The following is a 22,966-nucleotide window of genomic DNA, read 5'->3' as shown; positions in this document are numbered from 1 at the left end:
GAACCATGGACATCCTGACGAGTTACTCCTTTATTATCGTTGCGCTCGGCACCGTTATTTTATCTGCCGTCGCAGGTGTTATCGGTTCAATCAGCGTGATAAAAGGACAGAGCTTAATTGGTGATGCTATCGGACATGCGACATTTCCCGGCGTCGTGCTCGCATTTATGCTTTTTAACGTTATGGAAACATCAGTTCTTGTAGTCGGTGCTGTAATTTTGGGCATCATTGCTTTTCAGCTGATTCATATGATTACCGGATCATCTAAAATATCACTCGACAGTGCACTTGCCTTAGTACTCTCCAGTTTTTTCGGTCTTGGCATGGCACTTAAAAGTTACGTTCAGGGCAATCCAAATTTCAGCGGCACACAGGGTATCGATGATTTCATTTTCGGCCAGGCGGCATATATGCTGAAGAGATGTATATTTAATTATTGCAGCTTCTGCCGTTAGTCTGATACTGTTCTTTTTATATTATCAGCAGCTTAGAATTTATACTTTTGATCCTGTTTATGCGCGTACTGTCGGCATCAGCATTAAATTTATGAATATACTCGTTCTTGCCATGACAATTATGATTATTGCAGTCGGTCTGAAAGCAGTCGGTGCCGTACTGATTGTTAATATTTTAATCGCGCCTGCTGTTACCGGTACGCTATGGTCGAATAAGTTTACTGTCCTCAGGGTTGCTGCTGCCACCGGCGGTTTATCGGCTTTTATCGGTACGTATATCTCAACAACATTTACTGGTATTGCGACGGGCCCGGCAATTATTCTCGCACTCAGTGCATGCGTGATAATCTCGATGCTTTTTGCGCCTAAAGGAATTCTTGTTAAAAGACAGCGTTTAAGAAAGCTGGGTGAAGCCGCATGATAGAAGTGTTTGCAGTGCTTTTAGTTACCGCTCTTGCCTCCAGTCTGCTCGGTGTCTTCCTCGTCTTAAAAGGCCAGGCTATGACCACCGATGCCATCAGCCATACGATACTGCTCGGTATCGTTATCGCATTTTTCATTACCAATGATCTGCGCTCACCGCTGCTAATTATCGGAGCTGCAGTGATTGGCCTGATTACTGTCTATTTAATAGAACTGGTTACCGCGTCCGGATTGATGAAACAGGACGCTGCAATAGGCATCGTCTTTACCGCGTTATTTGCAGCATCAGTTATTTTAGTCTCCCGCTACGCTGATAACGTCCATCTTGATATTGATATTGTGCTGATGGGCCAGGTGTTGTTTGCACCGTTAAACAGAATTGAACTGCTCGGCATCAGTCTGCCATATGCGCTTGTACAGCTGACAATTGTTTTTATTATCAATATATTATTCGTCCTTATATTCTATAAGGAATTAAAAGTAACCAGTTTTGATCCGGTCTATGCAGCGGCAGCCGGTATCAGCACGACGTTTATCTACTATATTTTAATGACGCTTGTCTCCGTTACAGCAGTGACAGCATTCGATGCAGTCGGCTCGATACTCGTTATCAGCTTTTTCGTTGCACCTGCAATTACCGCTTATCTGGTTACGAAACGGCTGTCTCATATGATCTGGCTGACATTAATTACAGCAGCCTTCAACAGTCTTTTAGGATGTTCATTCGGATACTTTACCGATATTTCAATATCCGGCAGCGTTGCTTCTGTATCTCTTGTAACCTTTTTAGCAGTCTTCTTTTTCAATAAAAATGGCTGGATTCGCAAAACTTTAAAAACCCGCAGTATGCTCAGAAAAATTTAATTTGCCTGTTCCGATAAAGTTCTTCATAATTAGAGATGAATTTTGTGAATGGAGGGTTATAATGAGCCCAACAAAAGAGGATTATTTAAAGGTGCTGTTTGAACTTGGAGCGTGGAAAATCCAAGTGCCGAATAAAGAAATTGCCGAACGCCTGAATATATCTCCGCCGACGGTAACTGAAATGATGAACAGTCTTGTTAAAGCAGGATGGGTGGAATACACACCATATAAAGGAAGCATGCTGTCAGAAGCAGGTGCTGAATATGCGAAAAGACTCATTCGAAAACACCGTTTGTGGGAAGTTTTTCTCGTTAAAAATCTCGATTTTAATATCAATGAAGTCCATAACGAAGCTGAAGTTTTAGAACACTCGACGAGTGATATATTAGCCGATCAGCTTGAAAAATACTTAGGCTATCCCGAGCACTGCCCTCACGGCGGTGCGATACCATTAGAATTAATGGATACGCAGGAAAAAGTATCCATCCGTTTATCAGATATTAAAAACGATGACATTGTCAGCGTATCGAGAATGTTGAATGAAGAAAAACTAGTCCAGCACTTTAAACGCGCCAATTTGAACATCAAAGACGACATTCAAATTACTGACCGCGATAAAGCTCTCGATCTGCTGTACATTACTAACCATACTACCGGTGAAAACATTGAATTAAGCCGGACGATTGCTCAATATTTGTTCGTGATGGATAAATCTGAGTGATTGATAAATTAAGTGGAGGCTGGATTCCAATGACACCACTTCATAGAAATCCAGCAATACACAAAAAAATCCGACGCCCAAAGGGGAATCGGATTTTTTCTTACCATATTATATTATTTAATATCTTCGCCTAAATAAGATTTAAGCATCCAGTTATTTTTCTCAATATCCTGTGCCATTGCGATGAACATATCTGCTGTGCGGTCGTCCCCTGCATCTTCTGCTGTTTTAACGCCCTGGTTCAGTTCTGCTGACAGTACGTCGAAGTCTTCAGTTAACTGCTTAACCATTTGTTTAGCATCCAGACCGTATTCGCCTTCTTCAATACTTGATTCTTCAAGGACTTCTGTCAGTTTAGCAATCGGTTCGCCTCCGATTGTTAAAATTCTTTCTGCAAGGTCATCAACGTACACTGCTGTTGCATCGTATAACTCTTCAAATTTAGCGTGTAATGAGAAGAAGTTAGGTCCTTTAACATACCAATGGAAGTTATGAAGTTTAGTCCATAGTACCGTGTTGTTCGATAACTGCTTGTTACCTCAATTACTTGTGTTTTTTCTTTTACTTGTGCCATTAAAATCACCTTTCTTTTATATAAATTGAATTTTCGTCTAAGCTCGTTATTTAGAATAATTCTTATCTGTATTTTTATTATACCACGACCAAATGAGATTTCAACTCTTATTTATAATCATTATAATTAAGAGTTTATCTAATTTTATCTACTTTTAGCTATACCCCGGCATACTTTTTATAAACATAAAAAAGACTGGATTATAATAATCCAGTCTTTTTGAGCCCGTCATAGAGGCCATCCTCATCAACGTGTCCCGTTACGTATTTACTGACTGCTTTCGCTTCTGAAACACCGTTGCCCATTGCAACACTATTCTCAATTAGCTCGAGCATCTCTACGTCGTTCGGCCCGTCGCCAAATGCATACACATCTTTAATATCAATATTCATTTTATCAAGCAGAGTCTTAATGCCCTCAGCTTTCGAACCGCCAGTGGGAATAACGTCCGTACAAAATTCATGCCATCTTAAAAAGTAAACATCTTCATAAGATGATTTATACTCTGCTTCTTCCTCTTGTGTACAAAACAGGAGCGCCTGATAAATATCATTACCCTCGAAATACGCTTTGTCTTCTGATACTTCAAAGTCCAGTTTCAAAGATCCGATACCAGCTTTAACATGTTCGTGCTCTTTCGTACTGACTCTTAAATCCTTCTCATCACAAAAGGCGACCGGGTGATTATTGCTGTGCGCTTCGGCACTGAGTTTTTCAAGCGTGCTGTTCTCGATCGGATTATCGTAAATGACTTCACCTTCAAAAACAATGTACTGCCCGTTGTAGCTGATGTAGGTTTCAATGCCCAGTTCAGCTCTCAGTTTTTCATACATAAAAGGTCCGCGACCTGTCGCTATTGCGACAATATGTCCGTCATTTTTTAACTGGCGGACAGCGTTCTTCGCACTTTCAGGCACCTGTTTATCAGAGTTGTATAACGTTCCATCGATATCAAAAAATATTAACTTGCTATTCGACATAATGCCCTCTTCTAATTTTAATTACAGTATATAAGATCGTTAAAATAATTAAGCCGATAATTAAGCCGGCCCAGATTACTGTCATTGCCAGATTCGACTTATCGTGAAAGGCAGTGTACAGCTTGAAGTCTGTAACGATATTGAGTACGAGCTGCAGTATAATTACGCCGATTAACAGCCAGATGCCGAGCGTGATATTTCCTGTGAAAAATATTAGAGCTCCAGTGATAAATACCGCGGTCATAACGAAGAAAATACTCGTTCAATATTAACCAGCTTCAGTCTCATTATTTTAGCAATTGCTTTCTCATCGCTAAAGTATCTGCGTTCATCAAATGAAAAGTGAATTCTCTCGTCATTTAAAAATGTGGTCATTGCAAATTTAATTAATAGTCCCGCCACCAGGACAAATAATAATATGTACATATAGGAAATCCTTCCTGCTAGTTATTCACTGCCCGTTTCGCCAATTCATCCGCCATCTCATTAAAACGAACGCCGGTATGTGCAGCGACTTTATAAAAATGTATATTAATATGTTCTTTATATTCGTGCATTTTTGCAACGTACTGCTGTGTCACAGCATTCTTCGCCTGCCATTCTTTAGTGTACCACTTTTCAAGTCCTGCGTAATCATAGTGCACATGGATGTCCTGATAGCCGTTGTCAATTGCCCATTTCACAGCATACAGAATACCGCCAATTTCAGCTGATACATTCCACAGGTTATTATCCGGATCCACCGGCGTACTTTCAGCTGCTGTATGAATCACTTCATCATTAATGATAAACACTGCACCGAATCCTGCTTTATTCACCCTTTTATCGTAGCTTCCGTCCACGTAGCTGACGAGTTCGCCTTCAGGTATTTTTTTATTTTCATCTTTAAGATTATTCATAAAGTTTTCCGCTTCAGCTTTTGTTTTAAATGATTTAAACTCAGCCCCGCTGAATCCTTTAGCTGCTTTTTCGCAGGCTGCCCATGTATTATATATGCCCGGGCGACGGCCTTTTCTTACCGCATAAAATTTCGCCATATGTATCCTCCTGTAAATTTCTGCACTTAAAATCACTCATAATTGTATCACGAGCTGACCATCCGTATACAGCCCGAACATTTTCAATACACTGATATTTCATGTGAAAACACTTTCTTGAGCAAGCCTTCTGGACATTGAATTTAATGTGTATTAACATCTCCTATGTGCTATAAAAAGAAAACTTGAAAGGGAGGCGCGTATGTTTAAAAATCCTTCAAGAAATACAATTATTACCGTCTTTATGATTGGGGCTTTTGCAGTCGGGATGACAGAGTATGTCGTTACCGGATTGCTCACTCAATTTGCCGCCGATTTAAATGTTGCAGTTTCCACGACAGGACTGCTGCTGAGCGTATACGCGCTGAGTGTCGCTCTGTTTGGACCGGTTATCCGGCTGTTAACTTTAAAGTTCTCTCCGAAATTATTACTACTCATTTTAATATCGATTTTTATCATCAGTAATATTATTGCAGCCACTGCACCGAATTTTGAAGTGCTGCTCTTATCACGTCTCTTATCCGCATCGATGCATGCACCGTTTTTCGGTGTCATGATGAGTCTCGCTATGGCAATTTCACCACCTCATAAAAAAACAAGTGCGATTGCACTCGTTAACGGCGGTCTCGTTATTGCGGTAATGCTTGGTGTACCGTTCGGTTCTTATATTGGTGCCGTACTCGACTGGCGTGTTGTGTTCTGGATTATCGTGGCACTTGGTGTCGTTAATCTGATCGGTCTGATTTTTGTCACACCGAACTACAGAACAGGCGAGGTTCCAAAAATTTCTTCCGAACTGTCTGCCTTAAAAGATAAAAACGTCATTATGCTTATCATCACGATAGTCTTCGGTTATTCAGGAGTTTTTACAGCTTATACTTTCCTCGAACCGATGCTGCGTGACATCGCAAATATGGGAGATCTCGGTGTCACCTTCAGTATGCTGATGTTCGGAACCTTTGCCGTTATCGGCAATTTCTCATCCGGCAGTATTCAGCCTGGTAAACTGACTGGTGCTGTGACTTTGGTTATTTTATTTGTCGCCATTGTTCTCTTGGGCTTTACGTTTATGCTGCAGGTACCGTATCTCGCTTATATTGCAGCCGGTCTGTTCGGCCTTGGCACTTTCGGTATTTCACCGATGCTAAACGCCAAAATTATCTTTGCTGCAGTTACAGCACCGGCACTTGCAGGCACGCTCGCCGCTTCAGTGTTCAACCTTGCGAATGCAGTCGGTGCATCGCTTGGTTCTGTCCTCCTGTCAAATGACTTCAGCTATCAGCAGATTACATTTATTGCGGGCGGTATGCTGATATTCGGTGCTTTATGTATGGTAGCCACGCATTTCATCGAAGATAAAAACCGTTTTACAGCTGACTGATATAAACAGTTTTAAAAACCTCCGATGAATCTTATTTCAGATTCATCGGAGGTTTTTATATTATTGCTGTTTTAAAATGCAGTCTGCAAGCAGACGGTAGCTGTTCAATTTATCTTCTATATTATGAGTAATTGTGACAATCATAAATTCATCTGCCTGATACGCTTCACTAAGTTCAGTCAGTTCTTCCTTAACCTTGTCAGGTGTACCGGTGATTAAGTTCGATAATATATTGTCAGTTTCCTCTTTCTCTTCTGCCGTCAGCTCAATATCTGCCATTTCTTCATCGCTTGGCACGCCTTTAAAAGCACGCCCGTTTGATTTCAATGCCTGATTGACCGCGTAGCTGTATGCCAGCTGGCGGGCTGTCTTATCATCTTCGTGACAAAACACATTTACAGTAATAATCACTTCGCCTCCGGCACTGTGTTCACGATATGTACTCAGCACATCCACAGGATCGCTGCCGCTCATAAATTTACCGAAACAGTAGTTCATATTATTATCCCGTGCAAACACAGCACTTTTCTCGCTGGTACCGAGCATCCATAATTTCGGCGGACTGTCCGGCACAGGTTTTGCCTCTAGGCTTTCATCATCATTATTTATAAAACCTTTCAACTCCGATACGAGTTCAGGCATTTTAAAAACATGCTGCAGGTAATTATCACTGAGCGCTTCGGATGCTTTGTTCTCCGCCCGGTGCCCGGCCGATACCGATATCAATCCGGTCACCGTAAAGCGTTGCAAGCGTATTGAACACTTCCGCTACCTTATACGGTTTGTAATACGGCAGTAATGTCGCACCGCTGCCTAAGCGGATATTTTCCGTAAGCATACCAATACCGCCAAGTGTCACCTCAGGTGCACTGGAAGATAAGCCGGCCATGCCGTGATGTTCTGCCAGCCAAAACCTCGTATATCCCAGTTCATCACCAAGTACAGCCAGTTTTACACTGTTATGAAGCGCTTCACTAACAGACATATTTGCAGAAACAGGTGCCTGATCAAGAATGCTTAATTTCATAATCTTATTTTTCCTCTTTCAGAGTAATACGGTATTCTCCTACATTATCTTCTTCATATAAGTTATCTAATGATGTTGAATAATTTATAATTCTCGCTCTGAATTCTTCATTGTTATTACCGGGGAGTCGTACAAGAAATTCTTCCTTGTACAGATGCTCGGATAAGTTGTGGTAATCTTCACTCGCCACATCAAATGCAATGCGCACTGTTCCCTCTTCTTCATCTCTTTTTAACTCTTTTACATCCAGAGTTATATCGTCTAAAACTATAATGTCATTCGTCATTACTTTTCATCCCTTTCAATTCGCTAATGAGAATATTAACACTCGTAATATTCTATTGCTAATAACTTGATTACCCTTTTTTAATTTTTGTAACCTTAGGGGGAGAAAGATTTTGGCGTTTCCGATAATATTAAACATGCTGCTTTTTTCACATATGATTAGACATGGGCAGTTTTATTACGTACATTATAGAAATACAAATTGATTGGAGACTTAAAAAATGTTCAGTGATATTAAACAGTTACTCAAAAATCCATTTTTAATTATTTCTCTGCTGGCAATTGCAACGATTCCGGCACTCTACACTGCAATTTTTCTCGGATCCATGTGGGACCCCTATAATCAGCTCGATGAAATACAAATAAGCGTCGTCAATGAAGACGAAGGTTCAGAGCTGAACGGCGAACCGCTTAACGTAGGTGAAAGAATTGAAAACGAGCTCGCTGAAAACAATGAGTTTGACTGGCAGTTCACAGACCAAGGGACTGCGACAGACAACTTGGAAAACGGTTCGTCTTATGCAATTATACATATCGCAGGTAATGTATCCGAACAGGCTACAACGCTGCTCGATAAAGACCCTGAGTTAATTTCAATCGACGTTACTACTAACCCCGGCTTTAACTTTGTCGGCAGTATGATGGGCACACAGGGCGGTTCAGGTGTTGCAGATGCTATCTCTAAAACCGTTGGTGAAACGTACACTGCAACTTTAATGGACTCCCTCGCTGAAGTCGCAGCATCAACGGACGATATTGAGACTGCCTTATCAGATATGGAGGACGGAGCCGGTCAACTTCGTGTAAGCAACGAAGAACTGCAGGCCGGACTTGATCAGGCTGCACCGGCACTTGGTGCAGCAGGCAGCCAGCTGACACAGGGCAATGCTGAAATTACAGCTGGTTTAGAGTCACTGGAAGAAAAACCTTGCGGCACTAGAACAGGAAGTTTCAGAGGGCTCAGCACCGATGGATGACTACTCATTTACTGAACACAATGCTGAATCAATCATCAGCCCTGTCGAAGTTACAGAAAGTGAAATTACTAATATGAGTAACTACGGGCAGAGCATTGTCCGTTTATTATCGCTGTCAGCTTATTTGTCGGAGCCGTCGCATTCAGTGTGATATTCCCTATTAACCGGAGCTCTGAAAACTATTCGAGCGCACTTTTAATGTCAGTAAGCAAATGGTTATCATCTCAGCACAAGCACTATCAACTGTTGTTGTTGCGGCAGTTATACAATTTATGTTCGACTTCCCGATAGAACAGCCGCTTAAATTTTACGGCATAATGATTCTGTGGGCATTCGCTTCACTCCTGCTCGTTTCGCTGCTGGTGTCGCTGTTAGGAAATATCGGTAAATTCATCGCGATAGTTTTCTTAATTATTCAGCTCTCTGCCAGTGCAGGGACATTCCCGATTGAAACTGCCGGGACAATATACCAAACCGTTCACCCTATTCTGCCGATGAGTTATGTTATCGCGGCAATGCGTGAATCGATATTCAGTTTTGAAGGCAGTTTATCGTACGGTGATGCACTTATTTACACCATTGCGATTACGGCCGGCAGCAATAATACTGCAGCTGATAAACTTCCTGAAGTTCAAATTTACTTCATTCGAAAACCTGATCAGAAAACTGAGCCGAATTCAGTATTAATTTAAAAAGCACTGTACCCCGGCGGTACAGTGTTTTTTCTCATCTTTATAATAGTCCGTCGTCCTCATCTTCCTCTGTCCGGTCTTCCACCGGATAATCGAGCTCTCTTAACCTATTAACAAACTGCTCATGGTTCAGATAAATATGATTCAGTTCTTTTAGTATTTCTTCACCGTTATAAAAACGGATTACCGTCTGAATATCACGTTCAATTGTAATATTGGTAATATCTTTTTTCGGCAGCACTGTCTGCCCGCGGCGAAATTTAATAATCATTCCCGACGGTGCAATATGCAGCTCGTAGTATTTATCACCTTTATCGGATTTAAAAATAAAACCGAGTACAATCCCAATCAGAATTATTAATGCGACTATATATGCACGGTTAAATGCACTTTCTTCAATATTATTAAAAGTCATATAGGACATGTCAAAAATGATAAATAATAAGTACGCGCCCATCACTGTGAGTCCGAAAAGCTTTGCGTTAAATCCTTTCGGGTCATAGTTTTTAGGCACATCTTTTCTTTCTAAATAAATTACGCGGTCGTCAGCCAACTTAACACCTCTTCTTATCTTTGTTCAGCGCCAAAATTTTGTATGCTCTTTTTTATCTTTAATATTAAATTCTATAATTTCTTTCAGCAGACTGTAATCTACTTCGTCGCTGTATTCAATCTTATACGTCATCTTTTCATGTGTATATCCTGCATTTTTAATTTTATCGCTGAAAACATCAATTCCTTTAGCTTCAGGATTAATTGAAAAATGGTTTTTAGCAGGTTTGACACCGATGATAAAGGTCCCGTGATGAGAATATAAAGGTGTGCTCCATTTTACCTCAGGCTCCAGTTTTGGAAATTCCTCTTCAATCCATTCATATACCCTACGAACTTTTGTGCTGTTTTTTTCGCCTTCAATTTTTTCAAGATAAGGCTGAAATAAGTCAGTCTTCATTTACATCCACCCTTTATATTTGAAAAACATAAGCATGCCGATGCTGATAAGAACCATAACACCCAAGGTTACAAAGTCGCGGACCCCAGCTGAGTTCAGGCATATTTTCAAAGTTCATGCCATATATACCGGTAATCAGAGTCAGTGGTAAAAAGATGGCTGAAATTATTGTGAGGACATTAATTATTTTATTCATGCGATACGTATTGTATGAAATGTAGTTCTCTTTCATTTCATCAATCTCTTCCGAGAATTGAATAATCAGCTTCTGTCTGTCGATTTTCGAATCAATTTTGCTTAGTATTTTCTCGCTCTGGCTGCTGTTAAATATATCATCCTGTCCTTTAAACTTCTCGACTAATTCTTCCATCGGAATAATCACACGCTTCACACGGAATATTTCTTTTCTGACATCGAACATTTTAACAGTGATGTTCTCACCTTTGCGCTCATTTCCGTGTTTTTCTTCAAACGATATAACATCATCTTCAATTTCATGCACAATATCAAAATACTGATCGACCGTCGCATGCAGAATGTGAAGTGCGATATCAATTTCTAAATCTTCGTGCTTATTTTTAATAATTTCTGCAATATCGATAAAATCATTCAGCACGCCGTTATGATACGTAATAATTACGTCTTTCATTACGCAAATGTTAATTGCATGGGCTTCCAGTGTTTCTCTGTCGATAACATGGCAGATTAACAGCTGGTAATCATTAAAGTTATAATACTGCGGGCGGTATTTTTTGTGTTTTCATCTTCAAAATTATCATCGCTGAAATTAAAATCTGAAAGCAGTTTCTCTTTGTCATCAAAATTATTGTAGTCGTACCATGTAAAAGTCACATCGTACGGCACCGAATCCCTTCCATCCGCTGCTGTTTCTATTTTTATTTTTCGATATGTACTGAATTTCAAGACTCATGCGCTCACCCTCCCTAAATTCTAATACCCGATTGGCTGATGAATAACGCAAAAGAGCAGTGAAATTCTCTGATTTCACTGCTCTTTTAATGTTATATTATTTTGCCTCTTCTTCAAAAATTGTATCTTTTTTGAATCTCGAGCCTTTGAACATTATCTTACTGATAATTGGATACACAATACCTGCAACAATAAATCCGATTATCCATGCCAGATCAACGAATGTGAATGCTGCTGCTGCACCGATAGCAAGTGCCAGTAAAGCTGCGTAGTTCATGCCGTCAAAGTGACCGCCTTTTTTATACAATTCTTTAATATCTATTTTCTGTTTTCTCATAATGTAGAATTCCACAATGAGAATCGCAATTAATGGTCCTAAGAATGCTGAGTAAACATGAACAAAAGTATCAAGTCCTTTTGCATTGTCATCCTGTACTAATAACCATGGGAATGAGCCCATCGCAAGAAGTCCTGTAATTGTTACTGCAACTTTGTAGTTCAGTTTAGTAAACAGCTGAATAACATAAGTCGGCGTTACAATATTCGCTACCATGTTTACTGCGATTGCACCAAACACGATAAATACAGAGATGAATAACTGCATGTAAACATTATCGAATAATGCCGGAAGTCCAAGTGCCGGGTTTGTGAAGCCTGTTGCACTTGCAAGCATTGCACCAACAACGATTACCGAACCGTAAGCAACGATAATCGGCAAGAAGTAAAGCATACCTCTTTTGCCATCGCTGTAACCTGTTTTAAGTTCACGCGAGTAATCTGCTGCACTTAAGAAAATTGCTGCGTAGTTGCCAAGGAATACCATGATGTATGCAAAGAACGGAACTCCCCACGTACCTTCTGTGTTAATCCATGTATCAGTAATTGCTGCGCTGTGGTCTTTAATAAGAATTACAAAAACTGTAATAACGATACCCATCAGAACGACAGATGCTACTGACTCAACCGCTTTAATACTCTTGAAACCTTTCATAGAAAGGAGAATCTGTATAACTAATAGAATAATAAATCCAAGGAATACATTATCAAGCGCTCCGCCTGATAGTATTTTGAACACTTCATTTAACGCTAACGGGTACCACCGATCCAGCTTTGAATACCGTACCAGATGACTGCCGGCACTGCACGGAGCAGTGAAGAAATAAGTGTCCCTTTCTCACCAAACGATGCTTTTAGATGTGCCACATACGGAATACCGTATTTATAACCGGCTGTCGTTTAATGCGAAAAGGATAGAAATAATCCCGATTGCGATTAATGCCGCTGCAATTGTCTGCCAAATGTTTAAGATGGCCATACCCGCAACTACAACACTCGCACCGAGTGTCATATTACCCATGTTTACACCGTCACCGACCCACAGGGACATGTATCCGGCTGCACCGAGCGTTCTGTCTTTTGGACCGTTTGGCTTAAGAGAATCCGTCTGAGCTGCTGCGTCTAAGTTCTCTCCGGAAAGATTAGTGTGTTCTTCTGACATATTTACACCTCTTATTATATTTTGTATTTCATATACTTTGTTATCAGTGTCTTGCACCATTATTTATTATATGCCTAACCGTCCGTTGTCTTTATCCAATGTAGATAATTTTTCTAAGATTTATCTCTTTAATTATCTATATATTACATAGTTACTCCTTTCTCATTATTTCCAGTATCTTCAGACCGACCTGGACTGACAGCATTTCATTCGCATCTTCGTAATCCATCTGCGTAATTTCCTTAATCTTATCAAGACGATATGAGACAGTTTTATAATGTACATACAATCTGTCGGCCGAACGCGATACATTTTGCTGGCACATGAGGAACATTTCCAATGTTTCAATTAATTGTTCCCTGTTTGACTTTGTAATCAATCAGCCTCTGCAGACTTTGAGGAATGAATTCTTTCAATCTGTTATTATCGTTCCTGAATTGATACAAGAGACGATAAATACCAAGCTCTTCAAAACTGAGCACAGGTCATGCTGATAGGACATTTCATTTACGTCGAGCACTTCCTGGGCTTCTTTGTGACTTTTTGGGAGGTCGTGTACGGTATCTGCTATCGTACCGATACCCGTATATACTCTCGCATCGCTGACGGCACTTCAAATTTATTAATTACAAAGCCGAGGGACCGTTTGATGCTGTTCATTTCTTTTTTCTTATTGCTCTGACCGGAATGTACCGGCCAGATAACAATCACCTGATTAAACCGTTCACGCACAATCGCATTTTTTAAATAATAGTCGATATTACTAATTAAAATATTGTAATACCGTTCCCTCGCGACACTCGTTACTTTTTTATCGTTAAACTTCAGCGTAAATACAACCACTGCAGACCGGCTGTTTAAATCAAACTTAATTATCCGCACGCTCGGCAATATCATCTTCGTCCTTAATGTCACCTGACAGGAGGTCATCGATAATTTCATTTTTATATTTCTTTTCCACTTCAGAAATCGCAATTTTTTAGCGAGATTTAAAGATAACGCTGTCGCTGCATTTTCAATAGCGATAAAATCAAATCATTGAAACCTGAATGTATTGCACTGATAACGAGCATAACTTTCGTCTGGTTCACTGTCGTTATCGGAATCATAATCTGCACACTCGCGGTCCTGCAGTTCGGATAATAACGAATCTGCGGTAAATCGGAAGATCGTGTTCTTAATGTTTTCTTCCACCTGAAACTTATCCGATTCGTAAAACAGTTCTACTTCACTGTCCGTTGTCGCAATTACTTTAAAAAGCTCGTTATAAATGGTCACGGGATTGCCGATCAGCGACTCCAGCGTTTCGATAATCACTTCATCGCTGACATTTTGAATCGACAGCTCGGTAAAACGGAGATGAATCTCTCTGAAGTACTCGAGCTTTTCAACATCCTGATTAAAAATTTTGCGCGTCACTTTATAAATAATATCGATAAACGGAACAGCTGTCGGCAGCGATATAATCGGAATATTTTCTCTTTGCACACTTCCATTACAGGAGCCGGGATGCTGTCAAACTCTTCTCGGAGCTTTACAATCAGAGCGCTGATTTTTTATCAGCAAGCTTGTGCATCCAATCCTTCATCTCTTCGTCGTTTAGATCTTTTACCGGGAAGAAACTTGTGAGTATCGTCTCTCCTCTTTAGCCATAATGAAATATCTGGTGAATCTATTACTGTAATGCCTTTTATATTCTTCGAGAGACTTTGTTTTGTGCCGATATATTCTGCATCCTGCAATTCTTCAAGCGTCAGTAACTCTTTAACTGTATATTGCATAAGCCAAACCTCATTTTTAAAATCGTTTTATCGTAAGTCGATAAACACTTTAATATCTTCTACCATATACTATAACAGCATTTGTACCCTATATACCCTATAATTTGCTCATCGGAAACTCACTTATTCTTATCGATGTTGGATAGACCTTTTTACACTAATAGATTCTCACTAAACTATTCTATTCAATTTAAAATGCTATGATTAAATTATTACTATTAGGAGGTTGTTTTATGAGCAGAAAAGCATTCAACACAAAAACAGTGAGCAGCTCCGGACCGTATTCACACGTTACAGACGCCGGAGACTTTCTCTACTTCTCGGGACAGACAGCAAAAAACAGACTGGATGTTACAGAAGATTTAACTGGAGATATTGCGAAACAGACTGAAGTTGCATTCAATAATCTATTCGATGTAATGGAAGATATGGGTGTTACAGAAGAACAGGTTGTTAAAGTTAACGTATACCTGACAACGATGAAGAACTTCGATGCGATGAACGAAGTGTATAAAGAGAAATTCAGCGCACCATACCCGTCACGCACATGTGTCGCAGTATTGGAACTTCCGCTTGGTGCAGAAGTTGAAATTGAAATGATCGTTAAGAAATAATAATTGAGAAAAAGCAGAATCCGATTGCCGGGTTCTGCTTTTTTGCTTTATTTGTGCTTTCTGATAGCTGGAACTGGTATGAGACTTTGTCACGCCAGCCCTGAGAGTCCCGGATACATATGAGACCCGATCATGCCAACTCTGAGAGTCCCGGATACACATGAGACTCGATCATGCCAACCCTGAGAGTCTCGGATACACATGAGTCTTAATCATGCCAGTCCCGGGAGTCCCGGATAACATGAGACTCGATCATGCCAACCCTGAGAGTCTCGGATACACATGAGACTCGATTATGCCAGTCCCGGGAGTTCCGGATACACATGAGACTCGATCATGCCAACCCTGAGAGTCTCGGATACACATGAGCCTCTGTCATGCCAGTCCCAGAACTGATATGATAAAATACAATTGAGGAGGCGTTACTATGAAAGTGTTGATTTTTGACGGCGAATGCAACTTTTGCAGTTTCTTCGTGCGTTTCACTGTAGACATTAACGAAAATCCCGAACTCCGTATTACCGATTTTAATACTGAATGGACAAAAGAAAACTATACGCCTGACAACGATATAGACAGCGTTATTTATATTGCTGAAGGCAGAACTTATATACACTCGGATGCAGTACTGCACATGCTTGCAGATGCTAATCGATTATTTAAACCCGTTATACTGCTTAAACTTGTTCCTAAGTTTATAAGAGATACGATTTATAAACTCATCGCGAAATACCGCAAAAATATACCTGTAAAAAATGTATGTGAACGTCCGAATCAAAAGTTTCTTGATATGTATTTAAAATAGCTGCTGCACATCATTGATGTACAGCAGCTTCTTTTTTATAGAAAAACATACCAGTCGGTTCAATAATTATCCCGGTGTATGCAGGGTAAATAATACTAACTATTTAAATTTACAGGAGGTTTTATCATTGCTTGAATTCGACAAACTAATATTTGATGGACCGGATGTCATATTAAGAACCGTGCTGATTGGTTTAATGGCATATACTTCTGTTATCGTTATCATCCGGGCCAGCGGAAAAGATCACTTTCACAGCTGAACGCCTTTGATTTTGTTGTAACAGTAGCGATTGGTTCAATACTCGCAAGTATTCTTATCAACCGTAATGTAACTATCACTCAAGGTATTACAGCTTTTTTAGTCCTGATGATTATGCAGTATATTATTACCAAACTCTCAGTTCACAGCAGTCTGGTAAGTAAATATATAAAAGCTTCTCCTTCCCTGCTCTTTCACAATGGAGAATTCCATTATGAAAACATGAAGAAAGAACGCATTGTGGAAACCGAGATAAAACAGGCTATTCGTTCAAACGGCAGCGGCGATATGTCTGACGTAAAGGCTGTCATAATCGAAACAGATGGCAGTCTTTCTATTATCAATAAAAAATCAGGCGAGGAGAATATAGACTTGGATTCTCCACTATTCAGCGAAGTAAAAAAATAAGCGTGCCACCGTCAGTTCACGGTGGCGCGCAATTACTGTTTCTGTGCCACCGTCAGTTCACGGCGGCGCACTCACAGTTATTCTTATCTAAAAAATATTCAGTGCCGTATATATTACAAGCGGCAGCGTAATTGCACTCAATAATGTACTCATCATCACGATTTCTGCTGCATATTCCGGATCATCGCTGTATTGCTGGGCAATGACAGAACTGTTTACTGAAGCGGGCATTGCAGTTGTAATCAATATCGCCTGCGCAACGACGCCGTCCACGTTAAATAAGAACAGTAACGGCAGTGCCATCGCCGGGATGATTAACAATTTTACCGCTGTGGCATAAAAGCGCTGAACCGCAGATGTCTGAACCTGATTCCCGCAATTTGCGTACCAAGTATAAATAGCACCATACCAATCATCGCATCTCTTATGTAATCCAGTGATGACAGAACAGGTGTAGGCAGACTGATATTAAAGTAATTAAATAACAGCCCTAAAAATAATCCGTAAAAAATCGGCATTTTAAAGTAACCGAGAAGTGCTTTAAATTTCCCCACATTTTCTGCACTCAACACAAATATACCGTATGAGTACGCGATAATATTTTGGAACACGACCCATAACCTGGACACTCATGGCAAACGGGTCACTTTTAAATACAAGGTCATTGACCGGCACACCATAATTTCCAGCGTTATAAAAAAGACTTGAGTTTGTAAATAGCACGGTGTGCTGCCCTTTCACTCCTGATATTGCTGCTATAACTCTCGATACAAGGTAAGAAATAAGCGCAAATATAAATAAAAACATCATTATGTATAACAGCAGGCTAAAGTCTATGTCCGAGCTGTACAGGTTCATAAATATGAATCCCGGGATAATATAATTCACCATCAGCTTGCCGAGTGTCGGTCTGTCTAAGTTTAATTTCAGCTGCGAAAAGTAACCGATAAAGACGATTATCGCTATAGGCAGCATAACGTTGCTTAAGATAAAAAGGAATTCCGTCATATAATGCCTCTTTCCTAAAAATTATAAAAGCTTAAAAATATTTAATAAATAAGAGCTGTCATTATCCTTTTTATAATTTGCTGAACTGAAGTGAAGCCATCACTTTAACTTTATTACTGACTAGTATACCGCCATTTGTTAATGATTTGTTCCATGTTAATCCATAATCAGTGCGTTTCAGTTCAAATTCCCCTTCAAATCCATATACTTCAGTTCCCCACGGATTTGTCCGGACACCTTTGTTATAAAGAATTATCATAATATTTTCAGTGTGGTTCATTATCGTTAAATCCCCAAATACTTTTACAGTCTGCCCGGCTTTTCTCACTTCTGTTGATTCGAATGTAACTTTAGAATATTTTTCGGCATTGAAAAATTCCTCTGAACGTAAATGTTCATCTCTTTCCTTTACGTTGGTATCAATCGACATAACATCCGCTTCTCCGTATATTTTTGCACCGGTCAGATTAATCAGATCATTCGCCTCAATCGAAATCTTAAAATCATTAAATGTTCCTGTAATTTTGGTCATCATCATATATGTAACTTCAAAGCTCACTTGAGAATTCAGTGTATCAATAATATATTTATCCATAGTATCCTCCTATATTTATAATTGATATTCATTCTGTACGAATTTATTTGTTAAGTGCATCTATAAATAAATCAGTAAACTTTTGTTTATCATCCTGAGACAGTGCTTTCGGTCCTTTTGTCCGTCCGCCGCCTCTTCTGATTATACTGCTCATATGACGTGTTTCAAGCATATGATCCATGTTCATTTTATTATACTCAAATCCTGTGTGATGCAGTACTGTACAGCCCTTTGGCAAGAGCAGTGATGCCAGGCCGTAATCCTGCGTGACGATAATGTCCCCCGCTTCAGCCAGCTGGACAATTTTATAATCCGCTGCATCCGGTCCTGCGTCGACGTAAACAGCTTTGACATGCGAATCCAGTTCTCTTGAACTGAAATGCGACAGGCTTGATACAAGTACGACGTCTATATTTTTTCTCTAGTTTCTTTCGTTACGATATCCTTCACCGGACAGGCGTCCGCATCGATAATTACTTTCATATCCCACACCTCTTAAGTTCAGTATAGCAGTTTTATAAATAGAAAAAGCTCACAATATCTCCTAAAAGATATTATGAGCCTGAATATTAATAATTTAATTTTCGTTTCCAATTCAGCGAGAACAGACTTGATGAAATCGTCACAACAAAGAGTATAATTACGATAATAAACACTATATAGTATGAACCGCTCGCATCGTATAAATAACTGAACAATGTCGTTCCGACTGCGACACCCAGTGTTGATGCCGACATAATCGTCGTATAAATTGACGCATAATCCCGTCCGCCAAATACTTCACGAATAACTACAGGCGGTAATAATGTAGACCCTGAGAACCCTATGCCGAACAGCAGTGCACCAAGGTACAGCATACCTATGCCGAATGAATCAGAAATTATTAATGCAACAACACCAATCATTCCGCCGCCGATACCGACAAACAGCGCAGATTTAACTCCGAATTTATCATTGATTGCTCCGAGCATAAATTTTCCGCCCGTCTGACCGATTGTTACACATGTCACACCTGTTGCCGCCATTGCAGCTGTAAAGCCGATCGATTCAACAAAGTTCGGCACATGGAAACTGACCGTTGAAGCGAGTCCAAACAGACAGGTAAATAATAACACCAGATAAAACGCCGGTGATTTTAATGCAGTTCGTTTCTCAACACCTGTTGCCGGTGTTTTATCGACTTTAGTATTTTCAACATCCACTTCATCTTCACCGTAAGCTTTCATATTCAGCTGTTCCGGTTTAGAACGAATAACAAAAATAGTAAATGGCAGAATTAACAGTGCCACAATTACACCAAGTGCCATATATGTCTGGCGCCAGCCGATTGATTCGATTAAAATACCTGTCACCTGAGCGAAAATTGCACCGCCGACTCCCATAAATGCCATAGCGAAGCCTAAAGACGTACCTGCTTTTGCTTTAAACCAGTTGTTCATAATTAAAGGAATTGAACCTTAAATTAAAAATGTACTCCCTATCCCTAAAGCCACACCTGAAATATAAAAAGGTATAACCGAGTTATAAGTACCCATTAAACCAAATGCCACCGCATTAATAATCCCTGCGATTGTTAAAATATATCGTATATCGAATCGGTTTAATATTCTTCCTGCAAAAGGCAGTAAAATTGTAACGACTATATACATAATAGAAGTATATAAACTGATTTCAGATACCCCAACTTTTAAATCCTGTGCGACAGCGCGATATAAAATCGGTGCACAGCTGATAATAATACCAACACTTGCTGCGTAAATCGCAGCACTCGCTATCATTATCCACCATGCGTAATGAAATTTATCTTGTTTTTTCATATGTCCTCCCATGAAATAGAGAAGCAATTAAACTTGCTTCCCTAATAATCTTTTTTAAAATAATTATTATTGGATTGTAAATCCACCGTCGATTGGTACAATTGCGCCGTTCATAAATTTAGCTTCATCAGATGCTAAGAATACTGCTAAGTCAGTAACTTGATCTACCTGACCGAAGTTACGTGTCGGTACCGCTTCTTTTGAAATTCCAGCAGGTGCCCCTGTCTCAGGAAAATCTTCATCAGTTTATTGAAAATGGAAAGTATGATTTATGTATTACGACAGAACGTATTGAACATAATAATATAGAGTGGCTGCCACTCTATACTGAAGATATATATCTAACCGTACCAAAATATTTTAGCGAAGCCAAAAAGGATTCTGTAACCTGACAGCACTGGATGAAAACATCCCTTTTATCGGGCTGACTAATCAATACAGTTTCCCCCAGCTGACAGACAACATTTTACAAGCCACTGGGTTTTCTCCGTATTATCAGGTGGAAGTTGAAGAAGCAACAGCTATACTCCAGCTTGTTAAAAAAGGTCATGGTGTCGCCTTCACACCCGAGACATCGATGAATATTTATGATCATCAGGTCAAACATTTAAAGATTGAAAATAAAGATTTCACACGCACTATCGGCTTTCTGAAACATAAGTATATGTATCCGACGAAAATATCACAGGCATTCATTAAAAAATCACAGGCATATTTTGATAACTTATGATAAAAAATATTTTAATTTTAGCTATTATAGACAATGATTTTTAACATATCTTTCTATATTATAGGGTAGGTTATTATAAATTATAATTAAATAGGAAACGGTGTGATATAAGACATGATGAAACATTTTAAAAATGTCGATAACTGGCTTGGCGGACTTCAATGGTTAATGTATATATTTATTAATACAGTCGTTGTACCGATTACGATGGGGGCAGCTTTTAATCTGTCACAGGCAGAAATCGTCAGTACAATGCAGTTTTCATTTATTCTCGGCGGAATCGCTTGTTTGATGCAGGTATTTATCGGACACAGAAGACCGATTATGGACGGACCTTCCGGCCTTTGGTGGGGAGTGCTGCTCGCATTATCTTCACTTGCTGCAGCACAGGGTATGCCCATTGCAGAAGTTGGCGGCAGCATCGCAACAGGATTAATTATTACAGGAATTCTTACTGTAATTATCGGTTTAACAGGTGTTGGTTACTACCTGGAGAAATTATTTAACCCGAGTGTTATGGGTGTATTCATGCTTTTATTCGGTGTATCTCTTTGTATCAGTTTCTTCAAAGGCATGGTCGGCCTGCCATTTGGCGGCGGAGAAGGCCCGACTGAAATTCAAGTTGGACCGGCAATTCTGTCATTCGTAATTGTTACCCTTGTACTGATTTTAACAATTCGCGGTTCAAATAAATTATCGCAGTATGCAATGCTTATCGGTATTATTATCGGCTGGCCGGCGTACTTATTACTATTCGGTCAGGACACTCAGCTTGCAGGCGGTGCAGCAAGCTCCCTGGAAATTTTCTGGTTCCCGCTGGGTTCACCTGCGTGGAATATCGGAATTATACTTACAGTAGTGATTACAGGTATGCTTAACTTATCTAAACAGTACGGCTCAATTAAAGGAACAGATCCAATCTATCCGGATTCACCTTCAACGAGTAAAGATTACAGAAACTCATTTACGATTACTGGTGTTATGACAATTATTCCAGGATTCTTAGGACTGGTACCATACTCACCTTTCGTATCATCAATCGGTTTTATTCAGCAGACTAAAATTTACGAACGTATGCCGTTTATCTTCGGTGCGGCAATGTTCTTCGTTATGGGTGCTATTCCTCAAATCGGTTCATTCTTTACGATCGATGATCCGTTAAGTGTCGGGTGTGCGGTCTTATTCGTATCATACGTACAACTTTTCGGTTCAGCGTGGGACTGGTTCAAACTTGTGGAATTCAACAGCCTCAATATTTACCGTGCAGCGATTCCTATGTTCTTAGGACTTGTCCTTATGGCAGTACCCGCTTCAGCATTCGCAAGCCTGCCAGGCTACGTGCAGCCGTTATTATCAAGCGGCCTGTTAATGGGTACGATAATTTCCATCGCAATGGAAAACTTCATGAACTGGGATAAAGTCGGTGCGACAATCTCCAACAACATTGGTAAGAATATTGAAAAAGAAGAACCTGTTAATAAATTATAAGTAACGTAAAAAAGCTCTGTCCAAACGGACAGGGCTTTTCTTTATGCCCCTGTCACAATGTATATTTTTATCATTATGTTAAAGTAGAATCATATAATGAATAAAGTGAGGGGTTTGAACATGGACGTAAAATTTCCTATTGGTCAATTGCAAGTACCTGAAAACATAGCTTTATCGGATATCGAAAAATGGTTGGAAGACACCGCTACTTACACAGAGCGCTTACGTGTGGAGGTTGATTCTTTGTCTGACGAAGAGCTGAACAAAACATACCGCGAAGGCAGCTGGAACGTTCGTCAACTTGTACATCATATCGCTGATTCACAGCTGAATATGTATCAGCGTCTGAAACTCGCCTTAACTGATAATAATCCTAAAGTGCCGGAATTCATTCAGAATGAATGGGCAGTCTTACCGGACAGTAATCTCCCGGTAGAGAGTTCTATTAAAATGCTTGAAGGTATAAATGAGCGTGTGGTCGCGCTTGGCAGCAGCTTAACTGAAGATCAGTTAAAGCGCGTGTTCACACATGAGGTTAATGGTGAAATCTCTGTCGGAACAAAGGTTGCGAAATTATCATGGCATGAAGAACATCATTTAGCACATATTAAAATTGCATTATCAAAATAAACACTAAAATCTCCCTCTGAAAACATTTCAAAGGGA

General features: G+C 39.8%; 40 protein-coding genes and 4 pseudogenes. 16 read left to right on the top strand and 28 right to left on the bottom strand.

Going from position 1 to position 22,966, the window contains the following annotated elements; translation table 11 throughout:
* The first annotated feature begins 5 nt into the window (after window positions 1-5).
* From G4D76_RS16060 to G4D76_RS09940, 4 genes are all read left to right on the top strand, one after another.
* Window positions 6-455 carry a metal ABC transporter permease gene (locus tag G4D76_RS16060; protein ID WP_256440461.1) on the top strand — a complete coding sequence of 150 codons (450 nt, stop codon included), beginning with the start codon at window positions 6-8 and terminating at the stop codon, window positions 453-455.
* Window positions 433-876, top strand: coding sequence for a metal ABC transporter permease (locus G4D76_RS16055; protein WP_371814682.1), 444 nt, complete (start codon window positions 433-435; stop codon window positions 874-876). The genes G4D76_RS16060 and G4D76_RS16055 overlap by 23 nt, the downstream gene beginning before the upstream one ends.
* Window positions 873-1,742, top strand: a complete 870-nt coding sequence (locus tag G4D76_RS09945; RefSeq protein ID WP_213809786.1) for a metal ABC transporter permease — start codon at window positions 873-875, stop codon at window positions 1,740-1,742. The genes G4D76_RS16055 and G4D76_RS09945 overlap by 4 nt, the downstream gene beginning before the upstream one ends.
* A gap of 61 nt (window positions 1,743-1,803) precedes the next feature.
* Window positions 1,804-2,463 (top strand): metal-dependent transcriptional regulator, encoded by a 660-nt coding sequence (locus G4D76_RS09940; protein WP_213809785.1) that lies wholly within the window; start codon window positions 1,804-1,806, stop codon window positions 2,461-2,463.
* A 113-nt stretch (window positions 2,464-2,576) separates the two neighbouring features.
* Here the strand turns inward: G4D76_RS09940 and G4D76_RS09935 are convergent.
* From G4D76_RS09935 to G4D76_RS09915, 5 genes and pseudogenes are all read right to left on the bottom strand, one after another.
* Window positions 2,577-2,999 (bottom strand): annotated as a pseudogene (locus G4D76_RS09935) (Dps family protein); the annotation flags it as partial.
* A 238-nt stretch (window positions 3,000-3,237) separates the two neighbouring features.
* Entirely contained in the window at window positions 3,238-4,017 is a 780-nt protein-coding gene (locus G4D76_RS09930) for a Cof-type HAD-IIB family hydrolase (RefSeq protein WP_213809784.1), read from the bottom strand.
* Window positions 4,007-4,261, bottom strand: coding sequence for a hypothetical protein (locus G4D76_RS09925; RefSeq protein ID WP_213809783.1), 255 nt, complete (start codon window positions 4,259-4,261; stop codon window positions 4,007-4,009). The genes G4D76_RS09930 and G4D76_RS09925 overlap by 11 nt, the downstream gene beginning before the upstream one ends.
* On the bottom strand, window positions 4,258-4,443 hold the full coding sequence (locus G4D76_RS09920) for a hypothetical protein (RefSeq protein WP_213809782.1): 186 nt from the start codon (window positions 4,441-4,443) through the stop codon (window positions 4,258-4,260). The genes G4D76_RS09925 and G4D76_RS09920 overlap by 4 nt, the downstream gene beginning before the upstream one ends.
* A gap of 17 nt (window positions 4,444-4,460) precedes the next feature.
* Window positions 4,461-5,054, bottom strand: a complete 594-nt coding sequence (locus tag G4D76_RS09915) for a ribonuclease H1 domain-containing protein (protein WP_250129917.1) — start codon at window positions 5,052-5,054, stop codon at window positions 4,461-4,463.
* Window positions 5,055-5,256: 202 nt separating this feature from the next.
* On the opposite strand from G4D76_RS09915, the gene G4D76_RS09910 reads away from it, so the two are divergent.
* Window positions 5,257-6,435: an MFS transporter gene (locus tag G4D76_RS09910; RefSeq protein WP_213809780.1), complete on the top strand. Its 1,179-nt coding sequence runs from the start codon at window positions 5,257-5,259 to the stop codon at window positions 6,433-6,435.
* Between the two features lie 60 nt (window positions 6,436-6,495).
* Here the strand turns inward: G4D76_RS09910 and G4D76_RS09905 are convergent, their stop codons facing one another.
* The 3 genes from G4D76_RS09905 to G4D76_RS09900 are packed head-to-tail and all read right to left on the bottom strand — an operon-like array spanning window position 6,496 to window position 7,748.
* A complete protein-coding gene (locus G4D76_RS09905) occupies window positions 6,496-7,161 on the bottom strand; it encodes an LLM class oxidoreductase (RefSeq protein ID WP_250129916.1) in 666 nt (221 codons plus the stop codon).
* Window positions 7,103-7,462, bottom strand: a complete 360-nt coding sequence (locus G4D76_RS15210) for an MsnO8 family LLM class oxidoreductase (protein ID WP_250129915.1) — start codon at window positions 7,460-7,462, stop codon at window positions 7,103-7,105. The genes G4D76_RS09905 and G4D76_RS15210 overlap by 59 nt, the downstream gene beginning before the upstream one ends.
* Window positions 7,463-7,466: 4 nt before the next feature.
* Entirely contained in the window at window positions 7,467-7,748 is a 282-nt protein-coding gene (locus G4D76_RS09900; RefSeq protein WP_026859059.1) for a DUF3219 family protein, read from the bottom strand.
* Between the two features lie 220 nt (window positions 7,749-7,968).
* On the opposite strand from G4D76_RS09900, the gene G4D76_RS09895 reads away from it, so the two are divergent.
* The 3 genes and pseudogenes from G4D76_RS09895 to G4D76_RS09885 form a co-directional block, all read left to right on the top strand.
* Entirely contained in the window at window positions 7,969-8,724 is a 756-nt protein-coding gene (locus G4D76_RS09895) for a YhgE/Pip domain-containing protein (RefSeq protein ID WP_213809779.1), read from the top strand.
* Complete coding sequence (locus tag G4D76_RS09890) at window positions 8,717-8,875, top strand: hypothetical protein (protein WP_213809778.1); 159 nt, start codon at window positions 8,717-8,719, stop codon at window positions 8,873-8,875. The genes G4D76_RS09895 and G4D76_RS09890 overlap by 8 nt, the downstream gene beginning before the upstream one ends.
* 58 nt (window positions 8,876-8,933) lie before the next feature.
* A pseudogene (locus G4D76_RS09885) lies at window positions 8,934-9,416 on the top strand (YhgE/Pip family protein); the annotation flags it as partial.
* 40 nt (window positions 9,417-9,456) lie between these two features.
* Here the strand turns inward: G4D76_RS09885 and G4D76_RS09880 are convergent.
* From G4D76_RS09880 to G4D76_RS09840, 12 genes are all read right to left on the bottom strand, one after another.
* Entirely contained in the window at window positions 9,457-9,969 is a 513-nt protein-coding gene (locus G4D76_RS09880) for a hypothetical protein (protein ID WP_213809776.1), read from the bottom strand.
* Window positions 9,970-9,993: 24 nt separating this feature from the next.
* Window positions 9,994-10,368 (bottom strand): iron chaperone, encoded by a 375-nt coding sequence (locus G4D76_RS09875; RefSeq protein WP_026859061.1) that lies wholly within the window; start codon window positions 10,366-10,368, stop codon window positions 9,994-9,996.
* A gap of 13 nt (window positions 10,369-10,381) precedes the next feature.
* Window positions 10,382-11,062, bottom strand: a complete 681-nt coding sequence (locus G4D76_RS09870; RefSeq protein ID WP_250130318.1) for a CorA family divalent cation transporter — start codon at window positions 11,060-11,062, stop codon at window positions 10,382-10,384.
* Window positions 11,063-11,073: 11 nt separating this feature from the next.
* Window positions 11,074-11,292: a hypothetical protein gene (locus G4D76_RS09865; protein ID WP_213809775.1), complete on the bottom strand. Its 219-nt coding sequence runs from the start codon at window positions 11,290-11,292 to the stop codon at window positions 11,074-11,076.
* A 103-nt stretch (window positions 11,293-11,395) separates the two neighbouring features.
* On the bottom strand, window positions 11,396-12,373 hold the full coding sequence (locus G4D76_RS09860) for a cytosine permease (RefSeq protein ID WP_371814470.1): 978 nt from the start codon (window positions 12,371-12,373) through the stop codon (window positions 11,396-11,398).
* A gap of 11 nt (window positions 12,374-12,384) precedes the next feature.
* The gene (locus G4D76_RS16970) at window positions 12,385-12,501 is read right to left on the bottom strand and encodes a cytosine permease (protein ID WP_371814469.1); all 117 of its coding nucleotides are present in this window, start codon (window positions 12,499-12,501) and stop codon (window positions 12,385-12,387) included.
* Between the two features lie 16 nt (window positions 12,502-12,517).
* Window positions 12,518-12,796, bottom strand: a complete 279-nt coding sequence (locus G4D76_RS16965; RefSeq protein ID WP_371814468.1) for a cytosine permease — start codon at window positions 12,794-12,796, stop codon at window positions 12,518-12,520.
* Window positions 12,797-12,947: 151 nt separating this feature from the next.
* Window positions 12,948-13,175, bottom strand: a complete 228-nt coding sequence (locus G4D76_RS09855) for a helix-turn-helix domain-containing protein (RefSeq protein ID WP_213809774.1) — start codon at window positions 13,173-13,175, stop codon at window positions 12,948-12,950.
* Between the two features lie 33 nt (window positions 13,176-13,208).
* Window positions 13,209-13,367, bottom strand: coding sequence for a hypothetical protein (locus G4D76_RS16960; protein ID WP_371814681.1), 159 nt, complete (start codon window positions 13,365-13,367; stop codon window positions 13,209-13,211).
* Entirely contained in the window at window positions 13,364-13,639 is a 276-nt protein-coding gene (locus G4D76_RS09850; protein WP_213809773.1) for a hypothetical protein, read from the bottom strand. Before G4D76_RS09850 ends, G4D76_RS16960 begins: the two co-directional genes overlap by 4 nt.
* Window positions 13,640-13,831: 192 nt before the next feature.
* Window positions 13,832-14,284: a hypothetical protein gene (locus tag G4D76_RS09845; protein ID WP_213809772.1), complete on the bottom strand. Its 453-nt coding sequence runs from the start codon at window positions 14,282-14,284 to the stop codon at window positions 13,832-13,834.
* A gap of 71 nt (window positions 14,285-14,355) precedes the next feature.
* Window positions 14,356-14,577 (bottom strand): hypothetical protein, encoded by a 222-nt coding sequence (locus G4D76_RS09840; RefSeq protein ID WP_213809771.1) that lies wholly within the window; start codon window positions 14,575-14,577, stop codon window positions 14,356-14,358.
* 233 nt (window positions 14,578-14,810) lie between these two features.
* Between G4D76_RS09840 and G4D76_RS09835 the strand changes: the two genes are divergently transcribed.
* The 5 genes and pseudogenes from G4D76_RS09835 to G4D76_RS15205 all read left to right on the top strand — a co-directional run bounded on the left by G4D76_RS09835 (window position 14,811) and on the right by G4D76_RS15205 (window position 16,662).
* Complete coding sequence (locus G4D76_RS09835; RefSeq protein ID WP_026859065.1) at window positions 14,811-15,191, top strand: RidA family protein; 381 nt, start codon at window positions 14,811-14,813, stop codon at window positions 15,189-15,191.
* A 427-nt stretch (window positions 15,192-15,618) separates the two neighbouring features.
* A complete protein-coding gene (locus G4D76_RS09830; protein ID WP_026859066.1) occupies window positions 15,619-15,996 on the top strand; it encodes a thiol-disulfide oxidoreductase DCC family protein in 378 nt (125 codons plus the stop codon).
* A 127-nt stretch (window positions 15,997-16,123) separates the two neighbouring features.
* A complete protein-coding gene (locus tag G4D76_RS16050) occupies window positions 16,124-16,255 on the top strand; it encodes a hypothetical protein (protein ID WP_256440459.1) in 132 nt (43 codons plus the stop codon).
* A pseudogene (locus G4D76_RS16955) lies at window positions 16,198-16,326 on the top strand (hypothetical protein); the annotation flags it as partial. The gene G4D76_RS16050 and the pseudogene G4D76_RS16955, both read left to right, overlap by 58 nt.
* Window positions 16,327-16,362: 36 nt before the next feature.
* A complete protein-coding gene (locus G4D76_RS15205) occupies window positions 16,363-16,662 on the top strand; it encodes a DUF421 domain-containing protein (RefSeq protein WP_250129914.1) in 300 nt (99 codons plus the stop codon).
* 87 nt (window positions 16,663-16,749) lie between these two features.
* Here G4D76_RS15205 and G4D76_RS15200 read toward each other — a convergent pair whose 3' ends face one another.
* From G4D76_RS15200 to G4D76_RS09800, 8 genes and pseudogenes are all read right to left on the bottom strand, one after another.
* A complete protein-coding gene (locus G4D76_RS15200; RefSeq protein ID WP_250129913.1) occupies window positions 16,750-16,983 on the bottom strand; it encodes an AEC family transporter in 234 nt (77 codons plus the stop codon).
* Between the two features lie 2 nt (window positions 16,984-16,985).
* Window positions 16,986-17,216, bottom strand: a complete 231-nt coding sequence (locus tag G4D76_RS15195) for an AEC family transporter (protein ID WP_250129912.1) — start codon at window positions 17,214-17,216, stop codon at window positions 16,986-16,988.
* A complete protein-coding gene (locus tag G4D76_RS15190) occupies window positions 17,203-17,670 on the bottom strand; it encodes an AEC family transporter (protein ID WP_250129911.1) in 468 nt (155 codons plus the stop codon). Before G4D76_RS15190 ends, G4D76_RS15195 begins: the two co-directional genes overlap by 14 nt.
* A gap of 70 nt (window positions 17,671-17,740) precedes the next feature.
* Window positions 17,741-18,265 (bottom strand): YceI family protein, encoded by a 525-nt coding sequence (locus G4D76_RS09815; RefSeq protein ID WP_213809770.1) that lies wholly within the window; start codon window positions 18,263-18,265, stop codon window positions 17,741-17,743.
* A 43-nt stretch (window positions 18,266-18,308) separates the two neighbouring features.
* Window positions 18,309-18,748 (bottom strand): annotated as a pseudogene (locus G4D76_RS09810) (YaiI/YqxD family protein).
* A gap of 86 nt (window positions 18,749-18,834) precedes the next feature.
* Entirely contained in the window at window positions 18,835-19,704 is an 870-nt protein-coding gene (locus G4D76_RS09805) for an MFS transporter (protein ID WP_250129910.1), read from the bottom strand.
* 18 nt (window positions 19,705-19,722) lie between these two features.
* Window positions 19,723-20,082, bottom strand: a complete 360-nt coding sequence (locus G4D76_RS15185) for an MFS transporter (RefSeq protein ID WP_250129909.1) — start codon at window positions 20,080-20,082, stop codon at window positions 19,723-19,725.
* 66 nt (window positions 20,083-20,148) lie between these two features.
* The gene (locus G4D76_RS09800; RefSeq protein ID WP_250130317.1) at window positions 20,149-20,289 is read right to left on the bottom strand and encodes an SDR family oxidoreductase; all 141 of its coding nucleotides are present in this window, start codon (window positions 20,287-20,289) and stop codon (window positions 20,149-20,151) included.
* A 181-nt stretch (window positions 20,290-20,470) separates the two neighbouring features.
* On the opposite strand from G4D76_RS09800, the gene G4D76_RS15180 reads away from it, so the two are divergent.
* The 3 genes from G4D76_RS15180 (at window position 20,471) to G4D76_RS09785 (ending at window position 22,930) form a co-directional block, all read left to right on the top strand.
* Complete coding sequence (locus G4D76_RS15180; protein ID WP_371814680.1) at window positions 20,471-20,812, top strand: LysR family transcriptional regulator substrate-binding protein; 342 nt, start codon at window positions 20,471-20,473, stop codon at window positions 20,810-20,812.
* Window positions 20,813-20,926: 114 nt separating this feature from the next.
* The gene (locus G4D76_RS09790; protein ID WP_250129908.1) at window positions 20,927-22,300 is read left to right on the top strand and encodes a uracil/xanthine transporter; all 1,374 of its coding nucleotides are present in this window, start codon (window positions 20,927-20,929) and stop codon (window positions 22,298-22,300) included.
* A gap of 120 nt (window positions 22,301-22,420) precedes the next feature.
* Complete coding sequence (locus G4D76_RS09785; protein WP_026859070.1) at window positions 22,421-22,930, top strand: YfiT family bacillithiol transferase; 510 nt, start codon at window positions 22,421-22,423, stop codon at window positions 22,928-22,930.
* Window positions 22,931-22,966 lie beyond the last annotated feature (36 nt).

Origin of the sequence: Jeotgalicoccus sp. WY2, from assembly GCF_018437745.1 — a bacterium.
Classification (GTDB): domain Bacteria; phylum Bacillota; class Bacilli; order Staphylococcales; family Salinicoccaceae; genus Jeotgalicoccus; species Jeotgalicoccus psychrophilus.
The sequence above is the reverse complement of the archived record's forward strand: the minus strand, read 5'-3'. Positions and strand labels throughout refer to the sequence as shown.

Bases quoted from the DNA above. Each gene is read 5' to 3' on its own strand.
- G4D76_RS15190 (WP_250129911.1), bottom strand. From the start codon at position 17,670: ATGACGGAATTCCTTTTTATCTTAAGCAACGTTATGCTGCCTATAGCG.
- G4D76_RS09915 (WP_250129917.1), bottom strand. From the start codon at position 5,054: ATGGCGAAATTTTATGCGGTAAGAAAAGGCCGTCGCCCGGGCATATAT.
- G4D76_RS16965 (WP_371814468.1), bottom strand. From the start codon at position 12,796: ATGTCAGAAGAACACACTAATCTTTCCGGAGAGAACTTAGACGCAGCA.
- G4D76_RS09910 (WP_213809780.1), top strand. From the start codon at position 5,257: ATGTTTAAAAATCCTTCAAGAAATACAATTATTACCGTCTTTATGATT.
- G4D76_RS09785 (WP_026859070.1), top strand. From the start codon at position 22,421: ATGGACGTAAAATTTCCTATTGGTCAATTGCAAGTACCTGAAAACATA.
- G4D76_RS09920 (WP_213809782.1), bottom strand. From the start codon at position 4,443: ATGTACATATTATTATTTGTCCTGGTGGCGGGACTATTAATTAAATTT.
- G4D76_RS09790 (WP_250129908.1), top strand. From the start codon at position 20,927: ATGATGAAACATTTTAAAAATGTCGATAACTGGCTTGGCGGACTTCAA.
- G4D76_RS09895 (WP_213809779.1), top strand. From the start codon at position 7,969: ATGTTCAGTGATATTAAACAGTTACTCAAAAATCCATTTTTAATTATT.
- G4D76_RS15185 (WP_250129909.1), bottom strand. From the start codon at position 20,082: ATGAAAAAACAAGATAAATTTCATTACGCATGGTGGATAATGATAGCG.
- G4D76_RS09805 (WP_250129910.1), bottom strand. From the start codon at position 19,704: ATGAACAACTGGTTTAAAGCAAAAGCAGGTACGTCTTTAGGCTTCGCT.
- G4D76_RS09815 (WP_213809770.1), bottom strand. From the start codon at position 18,265: ATGGATAAATATATTATTGATACACTGAATTCTCAAGTGAGCTTTGAA.
- G4D76_RS09945 (WP_213809786.1), top strand. From the start codon at position 873: ATGATAGAAGTGTTTGCAGTGCTTTTAGTTACCGCTCTTGCCTCCAGT.
- G4D76_RS15205 (WP_250129914.1), top strand. From the start codon at position 16,363: ATGATTATGCAGTATATTATTACCAAACTCTCAGTTCACAGCAGTCTG.
- G4D76_RS09875 (WP_026859061.1), bottom strand. From the start codon at position 10,368: ATGAAGACTGACTTATTTCAGCCTTATCTTGAAAAAATTGAAGGCGAA.
- G4D76_RS09900 (WP_026859059.1), bottom strand. From the start codon at position 7,748: ATGACGAATGACATTATAGTTTTAGACGATATAACTCTGGATGTAAAA.
- G4D76_RS09925 (WP_213809783.1), bottom strand. From the start codon at position 4,261: ATGACCGCGGTATTTATCACTGGAGCTCTAATATTTTTCACAGGAAAT.
- G4D76_RS15210 (WP_250129915.1), bottom strand. From the start codon at position 7,462: ATGAAATTAAGCATTCTTGATCAGGCACCTGTTTCTGCAAATATGTCT.
- G4D76_RS09835 (WP_026859065.1), top strand. From the start codon at position 14,811: ATGAGCAGAAAAGCATTCAACACAAAAACAGTGAGCAGCTCCGGACCG.
- G4D76_RS09940 (WP_213809785.1), top strand. From the start codon at position 1,804: ATGAGCCCAACAAAAGAGGATTATTTAAAGGTGCTGTTTGAACTTGGA.
- G4D76_RS09930 (WP_213809784.1), bottom strand. From the start codon at position 4,017: ATGTCGAATAGCAAGTTAATATTTTTTGATATCGATGGAACGTTATAC.
- G4D76_RS09890 (WP_213809778.1), top strand. From the start codon at position 8,717: ATGGATGACTACTCATTTACTGAACACAATGCTGAATCAATCATCAGC.
- G4D76_RS09840 (WP_213809771.1), bottom strand. From the start codon at position 14,577: ATGCAATATACAGTTAAAGAGTTACTGACGCTTGAAGAATTGCAGGAT.
- G4D76_RS16060 (WP_256440461.1), top strand. From the start codon at position 6: ATGGACATCCTGACGAGTTACTCCTTTATTATCGTTGCGCTCGGCACC.
- G4D76_RS09830 (WP_026859066.1), top strand. From the start codon at position 15,619: ATGAAAGTGTTGATTTTTGACGGCGAATGCAACTTTTGCAGTTTCTTC.